This is a genomic window from Priestia sp. YIM B13490 (genome assembly GCF_042787735.1).
Taxonomy (GTDB): Bacteria; Bacillota; Bacilli; order Bacillales; family Bacillaceae_H; genus Priestia; species Priestia megaterium.
On record NZ_JBHZOT010000003.1, the window covers coordinates 522,011 to 543,681 of the forward strand.

General features: G+C 38.4%; 23 protein-coding genes and 1 riboswitch. Of the genes, 17 read left to right on the top strand and 6 right to left on the bottom strand.

The genetic code is table 11. The annotated features are described in order from the left end of the window. The first annotated feature begins 15 nt into the window (after positions 1 to 15). From ACFX4R_RS12575 to ACFX4R_RS12605, 7 genes are all read left to right on the top strand, one after another. Complete coding sequence (locus ACFX4R_RS12575; RefSeq protein ID WP_162214243.1) at positions 16 to 792, top strand: 3-hydroxybutyrate dehydrogenase; 777 nt, start codon at positions 16 to 18, stop codon at positions 790 to 792. 194 nt (positions 793 to 986) lie between these two features. Next, entirely contained in the window at positions 987 to 2,447 is a 1,461-nt protein-coding gene (locus tag ACFX4R_RS12580; protein ID WP_162214244.1) for an aminoacyl-histidine dipeptidase, read from the top strand. A 244-nt stretch (positions 2,448 to 2,691) separates the two neighbouring features. Beyond that, positions 2,692 to 3,165 (top strand): hypothetical protein, encoded by a 474-nt coding sequence (locus ACFX4R_RS12585; protein ID WP_162214245.1) that lies wholly within the window; start codon positions 2,692 to 2,694, stop codon positions 3,163 to 3,165. Between the two features lie 181 nt (positions 3,166 to 3,346). Then, positions 3,347 to 3,925, top strand: coding sequence for a GNAT family N-acetyltransferase (locus ACFX4R_RS12590; protein WP_043982458.1), 579 nt, complete (start codon positions 3,347 to 3,349; stop codon positions 3,923 to 3,925). 156 nt (positions 3,926 to 4,081) lie between these two features. Next, positions 4,082 to 4,411, top strand: a complete 330-nt coding sequence (locus ACFX4R_RS12595; RefSeq protein ID WP_013057038.1) for a PadR family transcriptional regulator — start codon at positions 4,082 to 4,084, stop codon at positions 4,409 to 4,411. Between the two features lie 18 nt (positions 4,412 to 4,429). After that, a complete protein-coding gene (locus ACFX4R_RS12600) occupies positions 4,430 to 5,149 on the top strand; it encodes a pentapeptide repeat-containing protein (protein WP_162214247.1) in 720 nt (239 codons plus the stop codon). 178 nt (positions 5,150 to 5,327) lie between these two features. Beyond that, a complete protein-coding gene (locus tag ACFX4R_RS12605; protein WP_043982461.1) occupies positions 5,328 to 6,014 on the top strand; it encodes an O-methyltransferase in 687 nt (228 codons plus the stop codon). A gap of 187 nt (positions 6,015 to 6,201) precedes the next feature. Here the strand turns inward: ACFX4R_RS12605 and ACFX4R_RS12610 are convergent, their stop codons facing one another. The 6 genes from ACFX4R_RS12610 to ACFX4R_RS12635 form a co-directional block, all read right to left on the bottom strand. Further along, entirely contained in the window at positions 6,202 to 7,113 is a 912-nt protein-coding gene (locus tag ACFX4R_RS12610; RefSeq protein ID WP_162214248.1) for a LysR family transcriptional regulator, read from the bottom strand. A 136-nt stretch (positions 7,114 to 7,249) separates the two neighbouring features. Continuing rightward, positions 7,250 to 7,435 (bottom strand): hypothetical protein, encoded by a 186-nt coding sequence (locus tag ACFX4R_RS12615; RefSeq protein WP_043982464.1) that lies wholly within the window; start codon positions 7,433 to 7,435, stop codon positions 7,250 to 7,252. A 150-nt stretch (positions 7,436 to 7,585) separates the two neighbouring features. After that, positions 7,586 to 7,720 (bottom strand): hypothetical protein, encoded by a 135-nt coding sequence (locus tag ACFX4R_RS12620; RefSeq protein ID WP_013057043.1) that lies wholly within the window; start codon positions 7,718 to 7,720, stop codon positions 7,586 to 7,588. A gap of 138 nt (positions 7,721 to 7,858) precedes the next feature. Continuing rightward, positions 7,859 to 9,121, bottom strand: a complete 1,263-nt coding sequence (locus ACFX4R_RS12625; RefSeq protein ID WP_013057044.1) for a dicarboxylate/amino acid:cation symporter — start codon at positions 9,119 to 9,121, stop codon at positions 7,859 to 7,861. A 52-nt stretch (positions 9,122 to 9,173) separates the two neighbouring features. Continuing rightward, entirely contained in the window at positions 9,174 to 10,502 is a 1,329-nt protein-coding gene (gene lysA / locus ACFX4R_RS12630) for a diaminopimelate decarboxylase (protein WP_025751927.1), read from the bottom strand. 145 nt (positions 10,503 to 10,647) lie between these two features. Beyond that, positions 10,648 to 10,830: riboswitch (Lysine riboswitch) on the bottom strand. Positions 10,831 to 10,896: 66 nt separating this feature from the next. Further along, positions 10,897 to 11,409, bottom strand: coding sequence for a CBO0543 family protein (locus ACFX4R_RS12635; RefSeq protein ID WP_043982468.1), 513 nt, complete (start codon positions 11,407 to 11,409; stop codon positions 10,897 to 10,899). Positions 11,410 to 11,744: 335 nt separating this feature from the next. Here ACFX4R_RS12635 and ACFX4R_RS12640 point away from each other — a divergent pair, with 335 nt between their 5' ends. From ACFX4R_RS12640 to ACFX4R_RS12685, 10 genes are all read left to right on the top strand, one after another. Further along, positions 11,745 to 12,863 carry an NAD(P)/FAD-dependent oxidoreductase gene (locus ACFX4R_RS12640; RefSeq protein ID WP_043982469.1) on the top strand — a complete coding sequence of 373 codons (1,119 nt, stop codon included), beginning with the start codon at positions 11,745 to 11,747 and terminating at the stop codon, positions 12,861 to 12,863. A gap of 73 nt (positions 12,864 to 12,936) precedes the next feature. Continuing rightward, positions 12,937 to 13,251, top strand: coding sequence for a YckD family protein (locus tag ACFX4R_RS12645; protein WP_377569693.1), 315 nt, complete (start codon positions 12,937 to 12,939; stop codon positions 13,249 to 13,251). 161 nt (positions 13,252 to 13,412) lie between these two features. Then, positions 13,413 to 15,137, top strand: a complete 1,725-nt coding sequence (locus tag ACFX4R_RS12650) for a PAS domain-containing sensor histidine kinase (protein ID WP_043982471.1) — start codon at positions 13,413 to 13,415, stop codon at positions 15,135 to 15,137. Positions 15,138 to 15,223: 86 nt separating this feature from the next. Beyond that, a complete protein-coding gene (locus ACFX4R_RS12655; RefSeq protein ID WP_013057050.1) occupies positions 15,224 to 15,487 on the top strand; it encodes a DUF1292 domain-containing protein in 264 nt (87 codons plus the stop codon). A gap of 151 nt (positions 15,488 to 15,638) precedes the next feature. Beyond that, the gene (locus tag ACFX4R_RS12660; RefSeq protein WP_377569695.1) at positions 15,639 to 16,883 is read left to right on the top strand and encodes an acyl-CoA dehydrogenase; all 1,245 of its coding nucleotides are present in this window, start codon (positions 15,639 to 15,641) and stop codon (positions 16,881 to 16,883) included. After that, complete coding sequence (locus ACFX4R_RS12665; protein WP_043982473.1) at positions 16,861 to 17,634, top strand: SDR family oxidoreductase; 774 nt, start codon at positions 16,861 to 16,863, stop codon at positions 17,632 to 17,634. The genes ACFX4R_RS12660 and ACFX4R_RS12665 overlap by 23 nt, the downstream gene beginning before the upstream one ends. A 19-nt stretch (positions 17,635 to 17,653) precedes the next feature. Then, positions 17,654 to 19,270: a long-chain-fatty-acid--CoA ligase gene (locus ACFX4R_RS12670; protein WP_230183827.1), complete on the top strand. Its 1,617-nt coding sequence runs from the start codon at positions 17,654 to 17,656 to the stop codon at positions 19,268 to 19,270. A 90-nt stretch (positions 19,271 to 19,360) separates the two neighbouring features. Next, positions 19,361 to 19,924 carry a TetR/AcrR family transcriptional regulator gene (locus tag ACFX4R_RS12675; RefSeq protein ID WP_377569697.1) on the top strand — a complete coding sequence of 188 codons (564 nt, stop codon included), beginning with the start codon at positions 19,361 to 19,363 and terminating at the stop codon, positions 19,922 to 19,924. Positions 19,925 to 20,007: 83 nt separating this feature from the next. Further along, positions 20,008 to 20,889, top strand: coding sequence for a 3-hydroxyacyl-CoA dehydrogenase family protein (locus ACFX4R_RS12680; protein ID WP_377569699.1), 882 nt, complete (start codon positions 20,008 to 20,010; stop codon positions 20,887 to 20,889). Next, a complete protein-coding gene (locus ACFX4R_RS12685; protein WP_013083163.1) occupies positions 20,889 to 21,671 on the top strand; it encodes an enoyl-CoA hydratase in 783 nt (260 codons plus the stop codon). Before ACFX4R_RS12680 ends, ACFX4R_RS12685 begins: the two co-directional genes overlap by 1 nt.

A 21,671-nucleotide genomic window follows, 5' to 3' on the forward strand; every position in this document is an offset into this window, starting at 1 on the left:
AGGAGGAGAATACACATGGTTGAAAATCAAGTAATTGTAATCACAGGAGCAGCAAGAGGAATTGGGTTTGAAATAGGTAAACGATTCGCAGAAAACGGCGGGAAAATTGTGTTATCCGACATTGATCAAGCTGCTGTAGAAGCTGCAGCACAAAATCTTCGTGAAGCTGGATTTGAAGCGCTTGGTGTCAAAGCCGATGTAACAAAAGAAGAAGAAATCAAACATTTAATTGAAACAGCAAACGCACATTTTGGAGCGGTTCATACGTTCATTAATAACGCTGGCTTGCAGCATGTTTCTCCAATCGAAGAGTTTCCAACTGAAAAATATGAGTTAATGATTAAAATTATGCTAACAGCTCCATTTATGGCGATTAAGCACGCGTTTCCGATTATGAAAAAACAAGGGTTCGGACGTATCATTAACGTTTCTTCTATCAACGGTTTAATCGGTTTTGCGGGCAAAGCAGCTTATAACAGTGCTAAACATGGTGTAATTGGGCTAACAAGAGTAGCTGCTCTTGAAGGCGCAGCACACGGTATTACGGTGAATGCACTTTGTCCTGGCTATGTGGATACACCACTAGTGAGAGGTCAGTTAGATGGTTTAGCTAAAACAAGAAATGTACCATTAGAGAGCGTGCTTGAAGAAGTTATTTATCCTTTAGTCCCTCAAAAAAGATTACTAGACGTGAGCGAAATTGCTGACTACGCTATTTTCTTAGCGAGTGATAAAGCAAAAGGTGTAACTGGTCAAGCGGTAGTAATGGACGGCGGATATACAGCTCAATAAAAAATAGAATAAGTCATTAAAAGCATAAAGGAGTCTAATGAGCTCCTTTATGCTTTTTTATGTTATACCTATTCTATCGAGCTAATCAACGTTAAAATATAACTAGGCTATACATAAAATAAGCCTTATACTATTTCTCCTGTAAAGATAAATAGTATGATAAAAAAGCCTGCAGTTCAGAAAGGATGATACATATGGTGCAAACAGTAAATGAATTAATTAAACATCCGGTTTTTTATTTTTTTAACGAAATTTCAGCTATTCCTAGAGAATCTGGAAATGAAAAGAAAATTAGTGACTATTTAGTTTCTTTTGCAAAAGAAAGAAGCCTTGAAGTTATACAAGACGAGGCTTTAAATGTAATTATTAAAAAGCCGGCAGCTAAAGGATATGAAGATGCTCCAGCCATCATTTTGCAAGGACATATGGACATGGTATGCGAGTTAAATAAAGGAACTGTGCATGATTTCGAAAAAGATCCGCTTCAACTGCGAATTGTGGAAGATATGCTTTATGCAAATGGTACTACGCTAGGAGCTGACAACGGGATTGCCGTGGCATATGCACTGGCTTTACTAGATGCTCATGATATAGCTCACCCGTCTCTTGAAGTAGTCATTACTACTGAAGAAGAAACAACTATGGGCGGAGCCATTGCTGTAAATCCAGCTCATTTTGAAGGGAAAATCTTTATTAACCTTGATACAGAAGAGGACGGAAAGCTGCTTGTCAGCAGCGCAGGCGGGGTAAAAAGCGTGCTTCGTATTCCCGTAGACTGGGAATCGCCTTCCGATAACTCAGAAACATATAGCTTAAGCATTGGTGGACTGCGCGGCGGACATTCTGGAATGGAAATTGATAAAGAAAGAGGAAATGCTAATAAACTGCTAGGAAGAGTTTTATATGATTTACAACATGAACTTCCCTATTCTTTAAGCAGCATTAGTGGAGGATTAAAATCAAATGCGATTCCCCGTGAATCAGAAGCAATTCTATCAGTTGAGCCTTCTGAGGTAGGAAAGTTAGAGAATAAGATTCGTGAGTGGAACGAAATAGTAAAAAATGAATTACAAGCGGCTGATCCGAGCGTATATGTAAAAATAAACAAATCTTCTTCCGATGAGAAATGTTTTACAAAAGAAACGACAGAACGAATTGTACAAGCTATTATGCTAACACCAAACGGCGTTCAAAGTATGAGTATGAATATCGAAGGATTAGTAGAATCTTCTACCAACTTAGGTGTGATTACGACGACAGAGTCTGAGATTGTTTTTCAAAATGAAATCCGCAGCTCAGTAAAAAGCTTAAAAGAAAAAATAGTAAGTCAAGTGCACATACTTGCTCAAGTAGTCGGAGGAAGAGTTGAAACAAAAGGCAATTACCCTGAATGGGCGTACAATGCAGATTCAAAAATTCGTGAATTATGTAAAACGGTTTACAAAGAAAAGTATGGGGAAGAGGCGGAGATCATCGCCATCCATGCTGGAATTGAATGCGGTATTTTCCTGGGAAAAATCTCTGGATTAGACGCCATTTCGCTCGGTCCCGATATGTACGACGTTCATACACCTGATGAACACCTGAGCATTCCGTCTACTATTAAGACATGGGAATACTTATTAGCGGTATTAAAAGAAGCAAATAAGATATAAAGTTATCAGCATCCCTATAATTTTAAAAAAAGAGCTTCTGTAAAGGAGCTCTTTTTCATTCGTCATTTAGCAGATAATAAGCAGAATTCCGTCAACACGTCAGGCAATTGAGAACATTTATGTAAGCGTTTTACAAATAAAGGTTTTAAAACGGGCCTAAAAGAGGTAAACAATTACTAAAACGATAGACAAATGAATTCAAAACAAGCTCTGCAACTAATAAATTAGTAGGGAGAGAATGTATATGAATGACAATAGTCTTATCAAAGATCCCTTTTTGGAAAAAGGAGAAATTGAATTTTTAGAATTAAGGAAAGACGAAATACGTTATCTAAAGTTCGATCGGTTTTTGAAAGTGATTAAAGTACTTAATCAACGCAGTGATAAAGGCTACCAGAGTCTTATGCTTTCCGTTGATGGCTTTAAAGGTAATTCAAGAGAATTATATGAGATAGAGGAGTTTCGCAGATACGTAAATTTGTTAATTAATCAAGTTCCTCAAATATTATTTTATATTCACGATAAAAACAAAATGACTAATCAAATTTTGAAAAGTCTATCAAACAACAGCAGCCAACCGGCCTCTATAGATCCTAAAAGAGCACGTTTAATGATTGATGCCATACAGGAGCAAGTAGAGAAAACAGAGGATAAAGAGATAAAAGAGAATCTCTCTGAATTCGTATGTAAAATCCAGAGCTTTGTGAATCAGTATTAACAGTTCCCAATAGAAAAGCAGAATCCATATTATAAAAAAGTACGAGAACTCAAAGTTTCTCGTGCTTTTTTATTGGAAAAACAGTAGAGAGAGAAAAGGATTATCAACATAGATTGATAAATAATAAATAATAATGGTAAAGCTTCATATTCTGCCGTGAAATAACAAGGAGGAATGAACATTGCATCATATTGAAATAAGAAGACCAAAAATAGAAGACCGCGCAGAACTCCACGAGCTTTTTAACGAAGTAATCACAGATACCTTTCATAAAGAGGGTCTATCTGAAATGGTGAACAATATACAAATAGAAATTGAAAGTAAAGAACAATATTTAAAAAGTGACCTTGATAGCGGTGGAAAACATCGATTCTTTTGGCTCGGAATAGATACGTGCACCAATAAGATTATTGGCTGTATTGAATATGGTCCTGCTAGTGAATTAATTACGGCGTGTACAAAAGGAGAGCTGCAAGGATGGATTGAAATCGGCACAGTTTTTGTTCATCCAAAGTACCAAAGAAAAGGTGTAGGAACACTGCTTTTACATACTATGCTGCTTACACTTCAAAGCAGAGAAATTAAAAAAATTTGTTTGGACAGTGGATACAAAAATGCTCAGGAAGTATGGAAAAACATATTTGGAATCCCTGATTATTTAGTAAAAGATTACTGGAGCAAGGGGTATCACCACATGGTTTGGAAAATATCAGCAGAAAGTACGCCGATAGTATTTAAGCTCAGCTATAACGAAGAATAAGATGTCTCCTAGAAAATAGCCGGTACGTTTCTACCGGCTATTTTCTCCTGTTAAGCTGTTTACATATGTGCAATTATATATTAGTGTATCTTATTAAATATAATACCTTGACTGTCATAGTAATATGATTTAAATTATACATAAAGAGGTGATACTTTGGTATATGCAAAAATGTCTTCAGATTTACTTCGGGGACATACAGATACAATGATTTTAAAATTACTTCTCAGCGGTGATAAGTATGGGTATGAAATTAGTAAGCTTATTTATACCTACTCTAAAGAGCAGTATGAATTAAAAGAAGCCACAATGTATTCAAGCTTGAAGCGCCTTGAAAAAGACGGCCATATTCTTTCTTACTGGGGAGATGCTGTACAAGGCGGCCGCAGAAAATATTATAAAATTACAGAACAAGGAAAAAGCGTATATAAACAAAATAAAGAAAATTGGGAGCAAGCGAAAAAAATTATTGATTTATTGTTGTGAGAAAGGATGATGTTATAAATGAACGAAAAAATAAAAAATTATGTGCATAACATTTTGGCTCCTTATCAGGATGTAGAAAATGTTCAAGATCTAGAAGAAGAACTATCACAGAACTTGCAGGAAAAATTTACAGATTACAAAAAAGACGGGCATAATGAAGAACAGGCTTATTATATGACAATCAATTCTATCGGTGATATTACAGAACTGATTCAATCAATGAATGTAGAAACAAAGGAATTAAAGCAAACCGTCCCTATGGATTTTTCAAAGACCGAGCTTACAAAATCTGATTTTCGTTCTGTATCGGTGTATAAAGGGAAATTTAATGCCAGTAATTTGAATGAATCTGATTTTAGCTACGCAGATCTTACGGACAGCATGTTTAAAAGCAGCAATTTAACGAAAGCAATATTTCATCACGTTAATTTAACAGGCGTACAATTTAAATGGGCAAATTTTAAACAGGCCAGTTTTAAAGACTGTATCTATGACAACACGTACTTTAAGCAATGTAATTTAACAGACATTGTATTTGACGAAGAAACATTTAACGGAACAATCTTTGAAGGAACATCATTAAAAAAAGCCTCATTTCGCCACGCAACTTTGCTAAATGTACAGTTCCGAGGATCAGATTTAAAGAAATCTGATTTTGAAGGTGCAAAAATGGATAAATTGACATATAACTTTTTAAAAAGTGCCAAAATAGATCTTAGTAAAGTTACGATTATTTAAAGATAAAAAAGACCTCTCTGAAGGTCTTTTTTTATGGACATATAGCAATTCTTTTTAAGAGCGAGCAGGATAGTTTATTAGAAAGCTAGAACACATTCATAATACGAACGATTACGGCAACAAGGTGGATATGAGAAAAACATATTCGTATCTTTGAATAATAAAGCTTTTATCACTTATGTGGAGGAGTATGGAAATGTCTATATATGAAATTTGGAATGAAGTGGATCTTTATATGAATGATAAGCTTATACAACCTGACCCTGTTCTTGATGAGGTATTGAAGGCAAATCAAGAGGCTGGATTACCTGCCATCGACGTATCGCCTAATCAAGGAAAGTTTCTGCATTTGTTAGCTTCATTAAAAGGAGCTAAACGCATTTTGGAAATTGGTACTCTTGGAGGGTACAGCACGATTTGGCTAGCCAGAGCTCTTCCGAAAGACGGACAGCTGATTACGCTCGAATTAAGCGCTCAGCATGCAGAAGTAGCAAGAGCTAATTTAAAAAGAGCGGGAGTAAGCCACTTAGTAGAAGTCATTGTCGGCCCCGGGCTTGATACATTAGCTGTATTAAAGGATAAGGGAACAGAGCCGTTTGATCTTATCTTTCTTGATGCTGACAAACCGAATAACCCAAATTACTTAAAGTGGGCTCTAGAATTATCGAAAAGAGGAAGTACGATTATTTGTGATAATGTTGTTCGTCAAGGGCATGTGGTGAACTCAGAAAGTGAAGATGAAAATGTAAAGGGAATTCGCCAATTTATGAATGCTCTGGCTCAAGAAAAACGAATCAGCGCCACGGCTATACAAACTGTTGGAAGCAAAGGCTATGATGGATTCATTGTAGGGGTTGTTGAATGATAAAACTTGTATTACACCTAAAAAGAAACGGAGACATAACTAAATCTATCCAATCAACAGCTAGAAGCAAATACATACATGAAACCTGCGTTCATCATCACTCTAAAAAAATCCGAACGAGCTGGATTCTCGACCAAACTCGTTCGGATTGTCCTTCAACTAACATACTTTTGTTCCAGACTCTTTTTTAAAGGAGCCCCAATTTATCTGTCATTTGTTTTTCGGTTAAAAAATTAATCAATTCTCGTACAGCGAATGAACTGTAGCGTTCTTTTAACAGAATAATTCCAAGTTCCCACATCATTTCAGGATCTGCAATAGGTACGGTAGTAATATTGGGATCTTTCACTTTGGCATAAAGCGATTCGGGTAAAATAGCAATACCTAGTTCTGCCGCTGTTAATTCAATAATTAAATCCCATTGAGAACTTTTATACGCTATAGAAGGCACAAAACCTGATTTTAAAGCATCTTGAATTAACCGGTCGTGCAGCGTAAATTCTTCACTGAACATAATGAATTTTTCATGCTCCAATTCTTTCATCCAGACGGAAGAACGTTTTGCTAAAGGATGGTTTCTATGCGCGTATAAAAGAAATCTCTCCTTAACGAACGGGTATACGTGAAAATGCTCATCATGGCCGCTTGTAAGAGGAAGCATAACAATCCCCATATCTACACCAGCCTCTTCCACAAGTGCTTCAATTTTTTTTGCTCCAAATTCAATAAGCTTTAGAGATACTTTAGGGTATTGTTCATTAAATGCTTTTGCAATCTTCGGGAAAAACAAGGTCCCGATGAGCGGAGGGACTCCCATCTTGATTTGCCCTGTTTGCAAGTTCATTAAATCTCCCAACAAGTGAGGCATGTCTTTTAACACCGACAGAGCTTTAGTTGCCTGATGATACACGACTTCTCCTGCATCGGTTAGCTTTAATTCTCTTGTTGAACGATCAAGAAGCTCAAATCCTAGTTCATTTTCTACTTTTTTGACGGCTTTACTTAAAGCCGTTTGTGACAAGTGAACTTGCAGCGCTGCCTTTGTAAAATTTTTATGATTCGCTACCTCTATAAAGTATTCTAAGTCTCTGATTTCCATGTGAAACTCCATTTCTGCAAACTGCTTATCCTTTTTCTTTACTCTTTATTTTAACCACTAAATTATTTACTGTAAATGCGCTGATTAAAAAGGGGGAGGATATATCCAATGAATAAAAACAGGGAAAGGAAATGAGCTAAAGTTTCTGTCGAAATTGATTTATAAAACGAATAATCTTTTTATAGAGAAAAATAGATTTTGCTACTAGCTGATGAGGGATATAAAGACTTTTGTATGTGCGTTCGGGTAAAAATGCAAAACTTATCAAAATAACTGAAAGTCCAAAGGCTGCAGCTGTAATCTCTAGCCAAGAAAACACCATGTCATTCCTCCTTTTACAAACCTATTAATAGAATATGTAAAAGTTCGAAAGGAGGTTGTACGATAGCCCCATAACGAGCAGGGGTATGAAGTTCTCTCTAAAAATAAAATGACGTTAAAGAACGCAGGCGCTGCGCTCTTTAACGTCATTTTATTTTCGTTCTTCAGCTTGATGCTCTTGTTTGTTTTGCTCAGTAAGACGTTTTTGATGAGCTTTTGTTTCTGCGCTTACGTGATTCGCATCATTCGGTTGATTTTTCTTTGAACCTCCTGCAGCGTTACTCATTAGACGACACCTCCAGTCCGGTTATGAAACATACCTTTAGAATGTGCGTATGTACAGACTTTATACACCGCTATCGATATTACTGCACACGAAAAAAGCAAAGGGAGAGTCACTAAGACTGTTCCCTTTGCTTTTTTACTAAGCGACTTTATCGGTGGTGATAATTTTGTTAATCCAGTCTTTTCCTTCTGTAAACCTTGTAACAAGCATCGCTGTTACTGTATTTCCCGTACTGTTTAAAAGCGTAGCAGGGGCGTCAATAATTGTGGAAATGACCGCGATAATGGGCAGAACTTCTGGCGAAAATCCGTAAATTGTAATGATTAACATTTCGCCAATCATACCGCCTCCAGGGATTGCTCCCATTACGGCTCCAACTAAAAAGGCTACGCCTAAAATGCTCAAAATACTCGTAGCAGACGTCATATCTTTGCCAAACAAACTGAATAAGAAAACAATCTTTAGAATACCACCGATAACAGAACCATCTTTATGCGTGTTTGCTCCTAGTGGAATCACTGTTTCAGCAATATCCAGCGGCACACCCATTTTCTTTGTTGCATCTAAATTGACTGGAATAGATGCAGCAGAAGAACAGGTAGCAATAGCGGTGATAGAAGGAGCAGCTGCATTTTTCCAAAACAGCTTAATTCCTGCTTTACCGCCAGCAATCCATGCATATAGCGTAAAGAAACCGAAATAGTAAACGATTGCAATTAATAAATAAAGAATAAATGCTCTAGCGTACCCTTGTAAGATCTTTGGTCCAAGTTCTCCTACTACAGTAGCGAAATAGCATCCTAAACCAATTGGGGCATAGTACATCACAATTTTAACAACCTTCATCGATACTTCTTGACCCGAAGTCAGAAATTTCGCCATAGGCTGTCCTTTTTCGCCAGCCATCGTTGTAGCAATACCGAAAATAACGGCAAAGACAATTAATTGTAAAATGTGCTCTTTCGAAAATAACTGAACAAAATCAGGTACAGTAAATGTACTAACAAGCTGAGTTAAAAGCGTCATTTTTTCAGCTGTATTTTCACTGTCACCCATCAATTCTTTAATGGCAGAAGTATCTACATTATGTAGCGGATTGTAAAGTGATGCGCCTAAAAAGCCTAAAACGGCTGAAACAGCAGCAGTGGCGATAAACACAACGGCGATACCTAGCATAATTTTACCAAGACGCTTCATTTCATTCATGTTTGCGATCGCCGAAGCCACACTAAAAAAGACAAGGGGAACGATAATCATGAACATTAAATTAAGAAACAAATCACCAAAGGGCTTTACGACTGCCACATCCGGCCCGATAGCATATCCTGCTATCCCGCCAATTAAAATAGCGAGAAGCAGAATAAGCGATGATCTGTACGTTTTAAATACACTTAAAACCATAGTTAGATTTCCTCCAAACAACAATAGCTTCTTTACTACGCAAGAACAGCTATTATTTGCTCATTGCATACGTAGTAACGACTGGCTTTACATCTTTACGCACCAAATCTTCGTATGTTTCTCGCTCTACAGCAAGACGAGCTTCTCCATTTTTTACAAATACAACAGCAGGGCGCGGAATACGGTTGTAATTGCTAGCCATTGAATAGTTGTAGGCACCTGTAGAGGACACTGCTAATAAATCTCCTTGATTAACGCGCGGTAAATCAATATCCCAAATAAGCATATCTCCTGATTCACAGCATTTACCCGCAATTGATACTGTTTCATCTTTTTTATCCGTCACTCTATTAGCCAAGACAGCTTCATGTTTTGCATCGTAAAGAGCAGGACGGATATTATCAGTCATACCGCCGTCAATTCCTACGTATTTTCGTACACCTGGAATCTCCTTCGTTGATCCAATTGTATAAAGCGTTGTACCTGCTTCTCCTACGATGCTTCTTCCAGGCTCAATCCAGACTTCTGGAAGGGTATAATTCTGTTCAGTTAACGTGCGGCTTAGCTTTTCTGTCAGTGCATCTACATAATACTCAACTGGAAGAGGAGAGTCGCTTTCGGTATAACGAATACCAAAACCACCACCTACGTTTAAAACTTTTACTTCAAATTCCATTTTATCACGAATGCTGAATAAGAAATCAGTTAAAATATCAATGGCGCGAGAAAAACCATCTACTTCAAAAATTTGCGAACCAATATGACAATGAATGCCTAAAAGATCGTAGTAAGGCTTTTCTAACGCAGAACTTACCGCTTTCATGGCTTGGTCATTGGAAAGACCAAATCCAAACTTGGAGTCTTCCTGTCCGGTCATAATATATTCATGTGTATGGGCTTCAATTCCTGGAGTAACACGCAGAAGAATAGATGCTTTCTGTTTGCGCTCAGCTGCTAAGGCATGCAAAACTTCAAGTTCGGTAAAGTTATCAACAACAAAACAGCCAATATTCGCATCAAGAGCCATTTCCATTTCTTCAATCGTTTTATTATTGCCGTGAAAATGAATGCGTTCAGCTGGATATCCAGCTTCAAGCGCTGTAAATAATTCGCCTCCTGAGACCACATCTAGTGACATATCAAGCTTCGTTAAAAGGCTAGCCATTTCCATACAAAGAAATGCTTTCCCTGCATAGGCGATTTGATATGAAAATCCGCTTCTTCGAAAGGCTGAATGGAAGGCCTTGCATTTCGTTTCAATTAATTCTTGATCGTAGATGTATAGGGGAGTGCCGTATTGTTTTTTCAGTTCGACCGTATCGCACTGCCCAATTTCTAAATGATTGCTGCTGTTAATTTTACTCGTTCCATGTAAGTACATAATCCGTATCCCTCCATTTAAATCATTCAACTATAACTTTGAACTTTGATGGTCAGTAGAAAAACACAAAAAAGACCCGTGAAGTGATGTTCACGCGTCTTGGTTTCATAATAATAAAGTATTATTACATTCTAGGCATCAACATCTCTTCAATAGCTCTCCACAAACCAAATGGTTTGTGACAGCTCAGCATTTATTCAATACTGAACCAGTATATGAACACAATGGATGTTTATATACTTCGGCACGAAATCCCTTTTACTTATCTTCACAGACTCCATTAGTCTCCAATAAGTGACTCTTGATTTCATGCACCTCTATTCTCAGAGAGGAAAATTATATTTAAATGTAATTCCTATTATATTTCCTTTTCCTCCGTCTAGTCAATGAAAAGTTAAGGCATAGGAATATCAAAAAAAATAAATAAGAAAGCTATGAAGCTTCCAGATAGAATCCAAGCGACCAGTGCTGTCTTCTGATGAATGACTAAAAGTGAGAACGTGGCAATGTTGAAGAGAAAAGAACACAGCAGCGACCATCCATAATGATGAGTGATACTGTGATTAACATAAGCAATGAACTCAATCACAGTAAATAAAAGCGCCCACAAAAGAATCCACCACAGCCTGCCGCTTACATGCAGCGGCAGCCTTCCTAAAAAAACCGGTATAACAAACGGATAAATAATTAAAGTTATTCCAAGGGAAACCATTAGGTGATCGGGTAGAAAAAGGTGATCAATACCTACAGGGTGAAATACCCATACGCGGTGATGAAACAGCAGCACTTCATAAAGCAAATTCCCTGTGACCCAAAACAGCAAAGTAGGATAGTATTCTTGATACCTTCGCCACTTGCCAAATAGTAAACCAAGAATGATGAAAAATAATACAAATGAAGATTGCATACGCTCTCCTTAAAATAATGGTTATTTCTTTTTATTTACATATTATAGTGGTTTTATTCTTTCATTTTTTTATTCAGAAACTATAATAAAAAAGCGGTAAGCGCAGTGTTAAATATGGGTGATCACTATTTGTGGTTTGCTTCATCTCACCATAATTCCCGTAAAAGAACTTATTGCGCTTTTGTTTACAATGAAAGGAGCTATATGTCAAAGTCAGCAAGATTCAAAAATAAGCTCAAGATAGCTTCGCCTAGTATGTGACTTCTTTTTTTGCTATGCTAAAGTTGCGTACATATAGCATGAGAATATTAGAAGAAAGAAAAGGGTGTTTTGGTATGAAAACATACATCGTAGTTGGAGCTGGGGTACTTGGAGCTTCTACAGCATATCATTTAGCAAAAGCAGGAGCAGATGTGACATTGATAGATCGCAAGGATGCAGGTCAAGCTACTGATGCAGCAGCAGGAATTGTTTGCCCATGGCTTTCGCAGCGTCGAAATAAAGCATGGTACCGCTTAGCAAAAGGCGGCGCTAAGTACTATCAAACATTAATTCAGCAATTAGAAGAAGATGGAGAAACGGATACGGGATATAAGCGAGTAGGAGCAATTAGCTTACATACTGATGAGCAAAAACTTAAAAAAATGGAAGAAAGAGCATATAAGCGTCGGGAAGAAGCTCCTGAAATAGGCGAGATTACACGTTTATCCGCTAAAGAAACACAGGCTTTGTTTCCGGTTCTTTCGGAAGAATACAGTTCAGTTCATATTAGTGGAGCCGCTCGCGTTAACGGAAGAGCTCTTCGAAACGCACTTGTGAATGCAGCGAAGAAAAACGGTGCAAAAATAATAGAAGGAAACGCAGAACTACTTTATGAAAATAATCAAGTAACGGGCGTTTCCGTAAATGGACAAACCCTTCTAGCAAGTACAACAATCGTAACGGCAGGAGCGTGGGCAAATCAATTACTAGAGCCTCTTGGAGTGAAATTTTTAGCAAGCTTTCAAAAAGCGCAAATTGTCCACTTGCATCTCCCTGATGTAGATACAAAAGACTGGCCCGTTGTGATGCCTCCAAGCGATCAATATATTCTTTCATTTGAACAAGGTCAAATTGTCATTGGAGCAACACATGAAAACGACACGGGCTATGATTTGAGAGTAACTGCTGGGGGGATGCATGAGATTTTTTCAAAGGCCTTATCAATTGCTCCCGGCTTAACAGAAAGCACAGTCTTAGAAACAAGGGTAGGGTTTCGACCATTTACTCCAGGATTCTTGCCAGTCATTGGAGCTCTTCCGGCTTACGAAGGAATACTAGTAGCGAATGGTCTCGGAGCTTCAGGCTTAACGTCGGGTCCTTATCTTGGTTCAGAGCTTGCTAAATTAGCACTTGAAATGGAAATGGAAATTGATCTTAGCGACTATGATGTAGGAGGAGCTATCGAGTCTTAAGCAAACAGAATGAATGAAAACAAATAGAAGTTCGCAAACTATAACTACTATATGATGAAAGGAAGTAGATTGTTTGCGAAAGATTATGATAAGTGCAGCAACAGCTTTTTTATTTATGAGCGCGACGCCTGTATTAGCGGAAAATAATCCTCAGCCAGAAACAAAAGACGTGCAGTTGACGTCTGAGCAAAAGCAGGAACTGTCCGTGCTGTACAAAGAAATGCTAGCAAAAAAGAAAGAAATACTTTCAAAATATGTGGAGTACGGGGTGCTAAGCAAAACGGAGAGTCAAAACATTTCTTCACATATGGAAAATCGCTATCAGCATATGGAGCAAAATGGTTTTGTGCCAAAGCGACACTGTCATAAAATGCATCATTCAAAGTAATTCCTATTCACATAAAAAAGCGCCTTTACAGGCGTTTTTTTTATGTGAATGAATGGAAAATATCCGCTTCTTTATCTAGTAAATTCTAAAATCCTCATGTAAAATTAAGAGAATGAGAACGAGTAGGAAAGATGTTAGTGAGGGGTAGGTAAATATGAACGATGAACAAAAATAAAAAAATAGTCCGATTACATGCAGAAAATCATTCAGCTGAGGCGCTAGGAATCATATTTGCTTACAAACAAAAAGATGACCATCTTGTTTACAGTATGTATCAAGGTGAAAGCGTTCATGACCAAAAAATACCTCTAGAAGAATGGGTCTCGTATGAGCATTTTTTCGAAGCACTAAACAAAAAGAAAAAGCTTATGTACGAGCTTCAAATAAATGATAAACGCTATGTAGTAAACTTAACCCCTTTATCTTACACAGAAAAGCCTGAAATTATGGGACATTGCGTGAATATAACTAGTTATCAGGAGAAAAAAGAACAGGTTCAGCCTTTTATTTATCATAACGCAGATGCTGTTGCTGTCGTTGACTTAGAAGGGAAAACGCTTCAAGTGAACCCTGCGTTTGAGAATACATTTGGCTGGACGTTTGAAGAAATTCATCAAAAGCCTCTTCCGATTATACCTTCGTTTTTAAAGGAGCCAGTGTGCGAACTTCATAAGACCATTCAATCAGGTGAATCGAAAACGGAATTTGAGACGGTCAGACAGCATAAAGACGGTCATTTAATTAATGTAAGCGTCACACTCTTCCGCGTTGAAAATATGAATGATTGGCCGCTATGCATTGCTTTTGTCTATCGAGATATAACATCACGCAAGCAGGCTGAAACGGCTTTAAAAGAAAGCGAAGAACGTTACCGAAGCTTGATTGAGTTATCGCCGGAAGCGATTATCGTTCATAGTGAAGGGAAAATTGATTACATCAACCCTTCAGGAGCCAAAGCGCTAGGATACAAAAGTCCTCAAGACGTATTAGGAGCTTGTGTTTATCAGTTTGTTCACCCTGATTACTATGATGTGGTAAAACAGCGAATTTATCGAATGAAAACAGAAAATAAATCTGTAGACCTACAGGAAGAAAAGTTTATTCATAAAGACGGTCATACGATTGATGCCGAAACCATTGCCTTTCCTATTCCCTATATGGGAAAGCAGGCCATTCAAGTTTTGTTTCGTGATATTACAGAACGTAAAAAAACTGAAAAATTGCTGCGTGAATCCGCTCAGCTTTCCTTAGTCGGACAGTTAGCGGCTGGTATAGCTCACGAAATTCGAAACCCTCTGACGGCGGTAAAAGGATTTATGCAGTTATTAAGAGAAACGAGCGGTCAGCCTTACTATGTAGAAATGATAAATCGTGAGTTAGATAGAATTGAATTGATTACCGATGAGTTCTTGAGTCTTGCAAAGCCTCAGGCGAAAACCTACAAAGACAAACATGTCCAAGATATTTTAGAGAATACTTTAAAGCTAGCTGAGGTGCAGGGGATTACAGAGAAAATTCACGTAAAAAAAGAAATTGATCTTCATCTTCCTCTCGTATTATGCGAAGAAAATCAGTTGAAACAGGTGTTTAGCAATATATTTAAAAATGCAGTCGAATCTATGCCAAGTGGAGGAACCGTAACGATTCAACTAAAAAGATTTAATCAGGAGAACCTTGTTATCCGGTTTAGCGACGAGGGGCCAGGCATCACGCAGGAAAGAATGCAGCATTTAGGAAAACCTTTTTATAGTACCAAAGAGAAAGGAACGGGGCTTGGACTGATGGTGTGCTATAAGATCATTCGAGAACATAGAGGAGAAATTAACTTTGTAAGTGAACTTGGAAAAGGAACTACCGTAGACATTCTTTTGCCTTTTAAAAAATAGATTCTACTTTTATAAGCATGAAACCTTTTCTAAAGGGGAATACATGTTAGTGAACGAATAATGAGGTTAAAATAGGAGGGAATAAGATGGAACGCATTGAAACGGGAGAGATTTTTACAATTTTAGACGAAAATGATCAAGAGCAAGATATTGAAGTGCTTGGAAAAATGACGATTGAAGGGCACGATTATATTGCTGTTGCGTTTGTTGAAGAAGTTTTAATTGAAACAGAAGAAGAAATTGATGTTTTCTTTTTGAAAATTGAAGATGATGGTGAATGGTCTTCAATTGAAGATGACGATGAATTTGAAAAGGTATCAGCCGTATTTGAGGAAATGACATCCGCGTAAAAAGAGAGGTTAAAACCTCTCTTTTTTTATTTTTAAATAATATAATATTTAGAATTTTTCTAAAAATACCTTGCTGAATTATTTCCCTTCATTTATGATGAATATGTAACATACCAACCGGTTAGTAAGTAAATGAAAGCGAGGGACTACCGTGTATTTTTCTTACTCTGACAAAGTAGTGAAGCTGCAAGAAGAATTGAGCTCTTTTATGGAAGAGCATGTTTACCCAAATGAACGGCTATACGAACAACAGCTGAATGAACAGCCATCTAGATGGTCAGCTGTTCCTCCGATCATGGAAGAGTTAAAAGAAAAAGCAAAGCAAGCTGGATTATGGAACTTATTTTTGCCAGAAAGCGAATACGGAGCGGGTCTAACAAATGTCGAATATGCCCCTCTTTGCGAAATTATGGGCCGTTCTATTATTGGACCAGAAGCTTTTAACTGCGGAGCTCCTGACACCGGCAATATGGAAGTACTGGTTCGATACGGAACGTCCGAACAAAAAGAAAAATGGCTAAAGCCGCTGTTAAATGGAGACATTCGCTCCTGCTTTTCTATGACAGAACCGGATGTAGGTTCTTCTGATGCCACAAACATTCAGTGCAGTATTGTAAGAGAAGGCGATGAATATGTGATCAACGGAAGAAAATGGTGGTCTTCAGGTGCGGGAGATCCTCGCTGCAAAATTGCTATTGTCATGGGAAAAAGCGATTTTAACGCATCTAAATATGAACAGCAGTCTATGATTCTAGTTCCTTTAAATACGCCAGGAGTTAAAATTGAACGAATGCTGCCAGTCTTTGGATACGATCACGCTCCTCATGGACATGCTGAAATTCATTATGACAGTGTGCGTGTGCCAGCGTCTAATATGCTTTTAGGCGAAGGAAAAGGGTTTGCTATTGCTCAAGGCAGATTGGGGCCTGGACGTATTCATCACTGCATGCGTTTAATAGGAGCAGCGGAAAGAGCGCTTGAAGAATTATGTAAGCGTATTCAAAGCCGTTCTACGTTTAATAAGTTGCTTTCTCAGCAAGGGGTTATTCAAGAATGGGTGGCAGAATCGCGTATTGAAATTGAGCAAGCTCGCTTATTAACATTAAAAGCTGCTTATATGATGGACACAGTTGGAAATAAAAAAGCGCGGAAAGAAATTGCTATGATTAAAGTAATGGCTCCTGCTATGGCTTTAAAAGTCATTGATCGCGCTATTCAAGCATTTGGAGCAGCAGGTGTTTCAGAAGACACGCCGCTTGCGGCACTTTGGGCAAATGCTCGCACTCTTCGCCTCGCTGATGGTCCAGACGAAGTGCACAAAGCACAGCTTGCAAGACTTGAGCTAAAACCCTATCAAGAAAAGGAGGCAACCTATGCACATAAAGGATTTGTTTGATTTAACTGGGAAAACAGCTATTATTACCGGCGGAGGCAGAGGATTAGGAGAACAAATGGCAGAAGGGCTTGCAGAGGCAGGGGCAAATATTGTTCTATGTTCGAGAAAAAAAGAAGCATGTCAGCAAGTGGCCGATCGATTGGCCCGCCTCGATGTAAAAACGCTCGCCTTAACTTGCGACATCAGTCAGCCTGAAGATATTAAAAATGTCGTGCACCAAACAATTGAAACATTTGGACGTATTGATATCTTAATTAATAACAGCGGAGCTACGTGGGGTGCTCCGGTTGAAGAAATGCCTCTTGAAGCTTGGCAAAAAGTGATGAATATTAATGTTACAGGAACGTTTTTAATGTCCCAAGAAGCTGGAAAAGAAATGATTAAACAAAAAGCTGGCAAGATTATTAACATTGCTTCAATTGCCGGTCTTGGAGGAACAGATCCTCAGTACATGGATACAATCGGGTACAACACGAGTAAAGGAGCGGTCATTACGTTTACGAAAGATTTAGCCGTCAAATGGGGACAGCATAATATTCAAGTTAATGCGATTGCGCCTGGATTTTTCCCTACTAAAATGTCAGGTGCGATTATGGAACAAGGCAAAGATTATTTTCTAAGTCAAACTCCTTTAAAACGCTTTGGCTCCGAAGCCGATTTGAAAGGGGCAGCTGTTTTTCTTGCTTCTGCAGCGTCTAATTATATTACGGGAGATGTTCTGACAGTAGACGGTGGAGTTCATGCTATGTGAATAAGAAAGGAGTAACTTGATGGAAGACGTTAAAAAATGGTTTACACCTTATCCAGAAGCCTACACTCATGACATTCACATCGAAGATATTTCACTATTTGATATGCTGAAAGAAACAGCCGAACGTTATCCTGCTCACACAGCAACGCGCATGTATCAGCATACGTTAACGTACCAGGAGCTGTATCACTCAGTTCGGGTATTTGCAGGAGCACTGCAGAAAAAAGGGATTAAAAAAGGAGATCGTGTAGCGATTATGCTGCCAAACTGTCCGCAATATATAATAAGCTATTTTGGCATTGTAGCAGCGGGCGGCATTGTTACTCAGGTCAATCCTATGCTTGTCGAACAAGAGCTAGAGCATATTTTAAACGATTCCGGGGCAAAAAAAATCATTATACTCGATGATTTTTATACGAGACTTCAAGAAATAAGAAACCGCGTTGATATAGAAGAAGCGATAACCGTCAGCTTGCAAAAACCTTTTGTTCCTGCATCACCAGACCTTTCCTTCCTAGATTTTTTAACCATAAAATATGAATTTAACCAGCCGGTTATCCATCCATCACACGATATTGCTGTTCTTCAGTATACGGGAGGAACGACCGGACCATCTAAAGGTGCGATGCTTACACATACAAACATTTACACAAACGCAGTTCAATCATACGAAATATTTAAGCATGATATTGAATTAGGAAAAGAAAAATGCTTAACCGTTATTCCATTGTTTCACGTATTTGGCATGACTTCCTGTATGCATTTATCAATTCTTTGCGGAAATGAAATATTGCTATTGCCGCGGTTTGATTTGGAAGAAGTACTAAATACAATAAAAAAAGAGCAGCCTAGTATTTTTCCCGGTGTGCCAACTATGTATGTTGCTATTACCAATCATCCTCAGGCAGAAGAATACAACATCGAAAGTATTCGCATCTGCAACAGCGGCAGTGCGCCGATGCCTGTTGAGCTGATGAAAGAGTTCGAACGAAAAACGGGCGCTAAAGTGTTAGAAGGGTACGGGTTATCAGAAGCATCTCCTGTGACGCACTGCAACCTGCCGTTTTGTGAGAGAAAGCCAGGTACAGTCGGACTTGGCGTTCCGCAAACTGCTTATAAAATTGTTGATGTGGCTACAGGAACAAAAGAACTGCCAAGAGGAGAGCTTGGAGAAATAGTAATTAAAGGCCCTCAAGTTATGAAGGGCTATTGGAATCAACCTGAAGAGACGGCTCACGCGCTTAGAAACGGCTGGCTGTACACAGGAGATATTGGACAGATAGATGAAGACGGGTATTTATCCATTGTTGATCGCAAAAAAGATATGATTATTGCGAGTGGTTTTAATGTGTACCCTCGAGATATTGAAGAAGTTTTATACGAACACAGCCACATTAAAGAAGCCGTTGTAATTGGTGTGCCGCATCCTTACAGAGGAGAAACCATTAAAGCGATTTTGGTAGTGAAAGAAGGGAAATCTCTTTCCGAAAAAGAGCTCACTTCTTATTGTCGACAGCACCTTGCAGCTTACAAAATCCCGCGAATCTTTGAGTTTCGCGCTGAGCTTCCTAAGACCAATGTAGGAAAAATTTTGCGACGGGCACTACGAGAAGAAGTGGTGAAAGAAACGACGTAAATAAGCTGAACATAAACAAACTTTTTCAAAAGCTCCCTCTAAGCCATGGTATAATTTGTGAAAATGAGAAAAGACAGAGAGGGTTTGACGATGAAAGATTTGATGATGGAACGAAGCATTCAGCTTTTTGCTCAAAAAGGTTTCAAAGAAACGTCGATTCAAGATATTGTAAATGAATTAAACGTCACAAAAGGAACGTTTTATTATTATTTTAAAAGCAAACAAGAGCTTTTAATGGATATTCACCTTCAATATATTGAAAGATTAATAGAAAACCAAGAAACGATTCTTGCAGATAAGACAACATCTTATCCAGAAAAGCTTCACAGCATTATTTTTAAACTTGTTCATGGTATTGAGAAAGAAGGTCTTCGAGCTAAAGTGTTTTTTCGAGAGATGCGTCATTTGAGTGAAGAACACTTAGAACAAATCATTCCAAAGCGCGATCGTTTTAAAGAAAACGTACAGGAAATTATTGAAAAAGGCATGGAAGCAGGGCAGTTCCGTTCAGATTTGCCTTCAGATATCGTGACGCTAGGCATATTAGGAATGACAAATTGGAGCTATTTTTGGTTTCAGTCAGATGGTGAAAAGACAGATCGAGAAGTTGCGGCTATTTTTTATAAGATGCTGATGAAAGGTATTGAGTCATAGTAGCTGCTGGGCTAGACAGTGCTCGTAAAAGGCGGGAAAGTATAAGCTCTTTCTCTCCTTTTATATTAAAAGGAGGTTATAACATGAATAGTAAAGATATACAGCGTATTGCTGTTATTGGAGCAGGACAAATGGGACATCAAATCGGTATGCTTTGTGCACTCGGAGGATATGAAACAATTATTCAAGATATGAATGAACACTCACTCATTGATGCAAAAGACAAGCTGGAAGCAATTATAGGCAAGTGGGTTCATAAAGGAAAAATCTCTTCTGAGGCTAAGGAAGCCGCATTCCGAAGATTGTCTTTTACAAACAAATTAAAGGAAGCGGTTTCAAATGCTGATTTTGTAATTGAAGCTGTGGTAGAAAAGTTAGATGTAAAACAAAGTGTCTTTAAAGAAATAGATGAGTACGCACCAAGTCACGCCATTTTAGCATCGAATAGTTCAACAATTGTTAACTCGCTTATTGCAAGTGCAACAAACCGTCCAGATCAAATTGTTAACATGCATTTCTTTTTCCCTCCCCTTGTAATGGACTGCGTAGAAGTTGTCATGAGTGAAAAGACAAGTGAAAAAACAGCTCAAACGACAATGGACGTTTGCAAGCAAATTAATCGCACAGCAGTCCTTCTGAAAAAAGAAATCTCAGGTTTTATTGCTAATCGAATTTTAGGAGCGTTGCAAAAAGAAGCCGTTTTCCTTTATGAAAATGGATACGCAGATTTTGAAGACATTGATACGATTTGCAAAAAAGCGCTCAATCACCCGATCGGTCCTTTTGAATTGATGGATCTCTCGGGAATTGACGTCGGATATTTTGTGATGCAGCAGCGCTATAGCGAAACGGGGGATCCAGAGGACAAGCCAGCTGCGTGTATTGAAGAAAAAGTTCAAAAAGGCGAGCTTGGACGTAAAACAGGAAAAGGTTTTTACACATACCACACACAAGGAGTGAAGTAATGATGAAAAAATTTGTACGTGTTGAAAAAGAGGAGAAAACGGCAATTGTAACCATTGATAACCCGCCTTTAAATGTAATGAGCCAGACTGTTGTGCAGCAGCTTGAAGAAACGTATGAAGAGCTTAGTAAAGATCCTGATGTCATTACAATCATTTTAACAGGAGCGGGCGACCGGGCGTTTATGGCTGGAGCTGATATTAAAGAGTTTCCTCAGTTAATGGGGCAAAGCGGCATTAAAGAAGAGTTTATGAAAACCCATCGTGTTTTGCAAAAACTTGAAAACATTGAAAAACCAACAATTGTCGTGTTAAACGGTTTAACGTTTGGAGGAGGATGCGAACTTTCACTAACCGCTGATATACGCATTGCCGAAGAACATGCTCAAATAGGTCTTCCGGAAGTGAAGCTCGGATTGTTTCCTGGAGGCGGCGGAACTCAGCGTCTTCCACGCGTAATCGGCGTTTCTAAAGCTAAAGAGTGGATGTTTGCCGGCAGTCCTGTTTCTGCAGAAGAAGCGCTTCATGCAGGCTTTGCCAATCATATAACGCCTAAAGGAAAAGGGCTCGAAAAAGCAAAAGAGCTGGCTAAGAAATTTAACCGTCACTCTCTTCCGTCACTTTCTCGAATTAAGACAGCGGTAAACGAAGGAATGAATCGTACATTATCTGAAGGTCTTGAACTTGAGGCAGAGCTGTTTGAAGAAGTCTTTCAAACAGAAGATATTAAAGAAGGAGTATCAGCATTTATTGAAAAGCGTCCCGCTGTTTTTTCACATAAGTAA

Excerpts from the sequence above, each read along its gene's own strand:
- ACFX4R_RS12640 (WP_043982469.1), top strand. The coding sequence starts at position 11,745 with ATGAAAACATACATCGTAGTTGGAGCTGGGGTACTTGGAGCTTCTACA.
- ACFX4R_RS12615 (WP_043982464.1), bottom strand. The coding sequence starts at position 7,435 with ATGGTGTTTTCTTGGCTAGAGATTACAGCTGCAGCCTTTGGACTTTCA.
- ACFX4R_RS12685 (WP_013083163.1), top strand. The coding sequence starts at position 20,889 with ATGATGAAAAAATTTGTACGTGTTGAAAAAGAGGAGAAAACGGCAATT.
- ACFX4R_RS12605 (WP_043982461.1), top strand. The coding sequence starts at position 5,328 with ATGTGGAGGAGTATGGAAATGTCTATATATGAAATTTGGAATGAAGTG.
- ACFX4R_RS12600 (WP_162214247.1), top strand. The coding sequence starts at position 4,430 with ATGAACGAAAAAATAAAAAATTATGTGCATAACATTTTGGCTCCTTAT.
- ACFX4R_RS12675 (WP_377569697.1), top strand. The coding sequence starts at position 19,361 with ATGAAAGATTTGATGATGGAACGAAGCATTCAGCTTTTTGCTCAAAAA.
- ACFX4R_RS12580 (WP_162214244.1), top strand. The coding sequence starts at position 987 with ATGGTGCAAACAGTAAATGAATTAATTAAACATCCGGTTTTTTATTTT.
- ACFX4R_RS12650 (WP_043982471.1), top strand. The coding sequence starts at position 13,413 with ATGAACAAAAATAAAAAAATAGTCCGATTACATGCAGAAAATCATTCA.
- ACFX4R_RS12680 (WP_377569699.1), top strand. The coding sequence starts at position 20,008 with ATGAATAGTAAAGATATACAGCGTATTGCTGTTATTGGAGCAGGACAA.
- ACFX4R_RS12610 (WP_162214248.1), bottom strand. The coding sequence starts at position 7,113 with ATGGAAATCAGAGACTTAGAATACTTTATAGAGGTAGCGAATCATAAA.
- ACFX4R_RS12625 (WP_013057044.1), bottom strand. The coding sequence starts at position 9,121 with ATGGTTTTAAGTGTATTTAAAACGTACAGATCATCGCTTATTCTGCTT.
- ACFX4R_RS12635 (WP_043982468.1), bottom strand. The coding sequence starts at position 11,409 with ATGCAATCTTCATTTGTATTATTTTTCATCATTCTTGGTTTACTATTT.
- ACFX4R_RS12655 (WP_013057050.1), top strand. The coding sequence starts at position 15,224 with ATGGAACGCATTGAAACGGGAGAGATTTTTACAATTTTAGACGAAAAT.
- ACFX4R_RS12665 (WP_043982473.1), top strand. The coding sequence starts at position 16,861 with ATGCACATAAAGGATTTGTTTGATTTAACTGGGAAAACAGCTATTATT.
- ACFX4R_RS12575 (WP_162214243.1), top strand. The coding sequence starts at position 16 with ATGGTTGAAAATCAAGTAATTGTAATCACAGGAGCAGCAAGAGGAATT.
- lysA (WP_025751927.1), bottom strand. The coding sequence starts at position 10,502 with ATGTACTTACATGGAACGAGTAAAATTAACAGCAGCAATCATTTAGAA.
- ACFX4R_RS12620 (WP_013057043.1), bottom strand. The coding sequence starts at position 7,720 with ATGAGTAACGCTGCAGGAGGTTCAAAGAAAAATCAACCGAATGATGCG.
- ACFX4R_RS12670 (WP_230183827.1), top strand. The coding sequence starts at position 17,654 with ATGGAAGACGTTAAAAAATGGTTTACACCTTATCCAGAAGCCTACACT.
- ACFX4R_RS12585 (WP_162214245.1), top strand. The coding sequence starts at position 2,692 with ATGAATGACAATAGTCTTATCAAAGATCCCTTTTTGGAAAAAGGAGAA.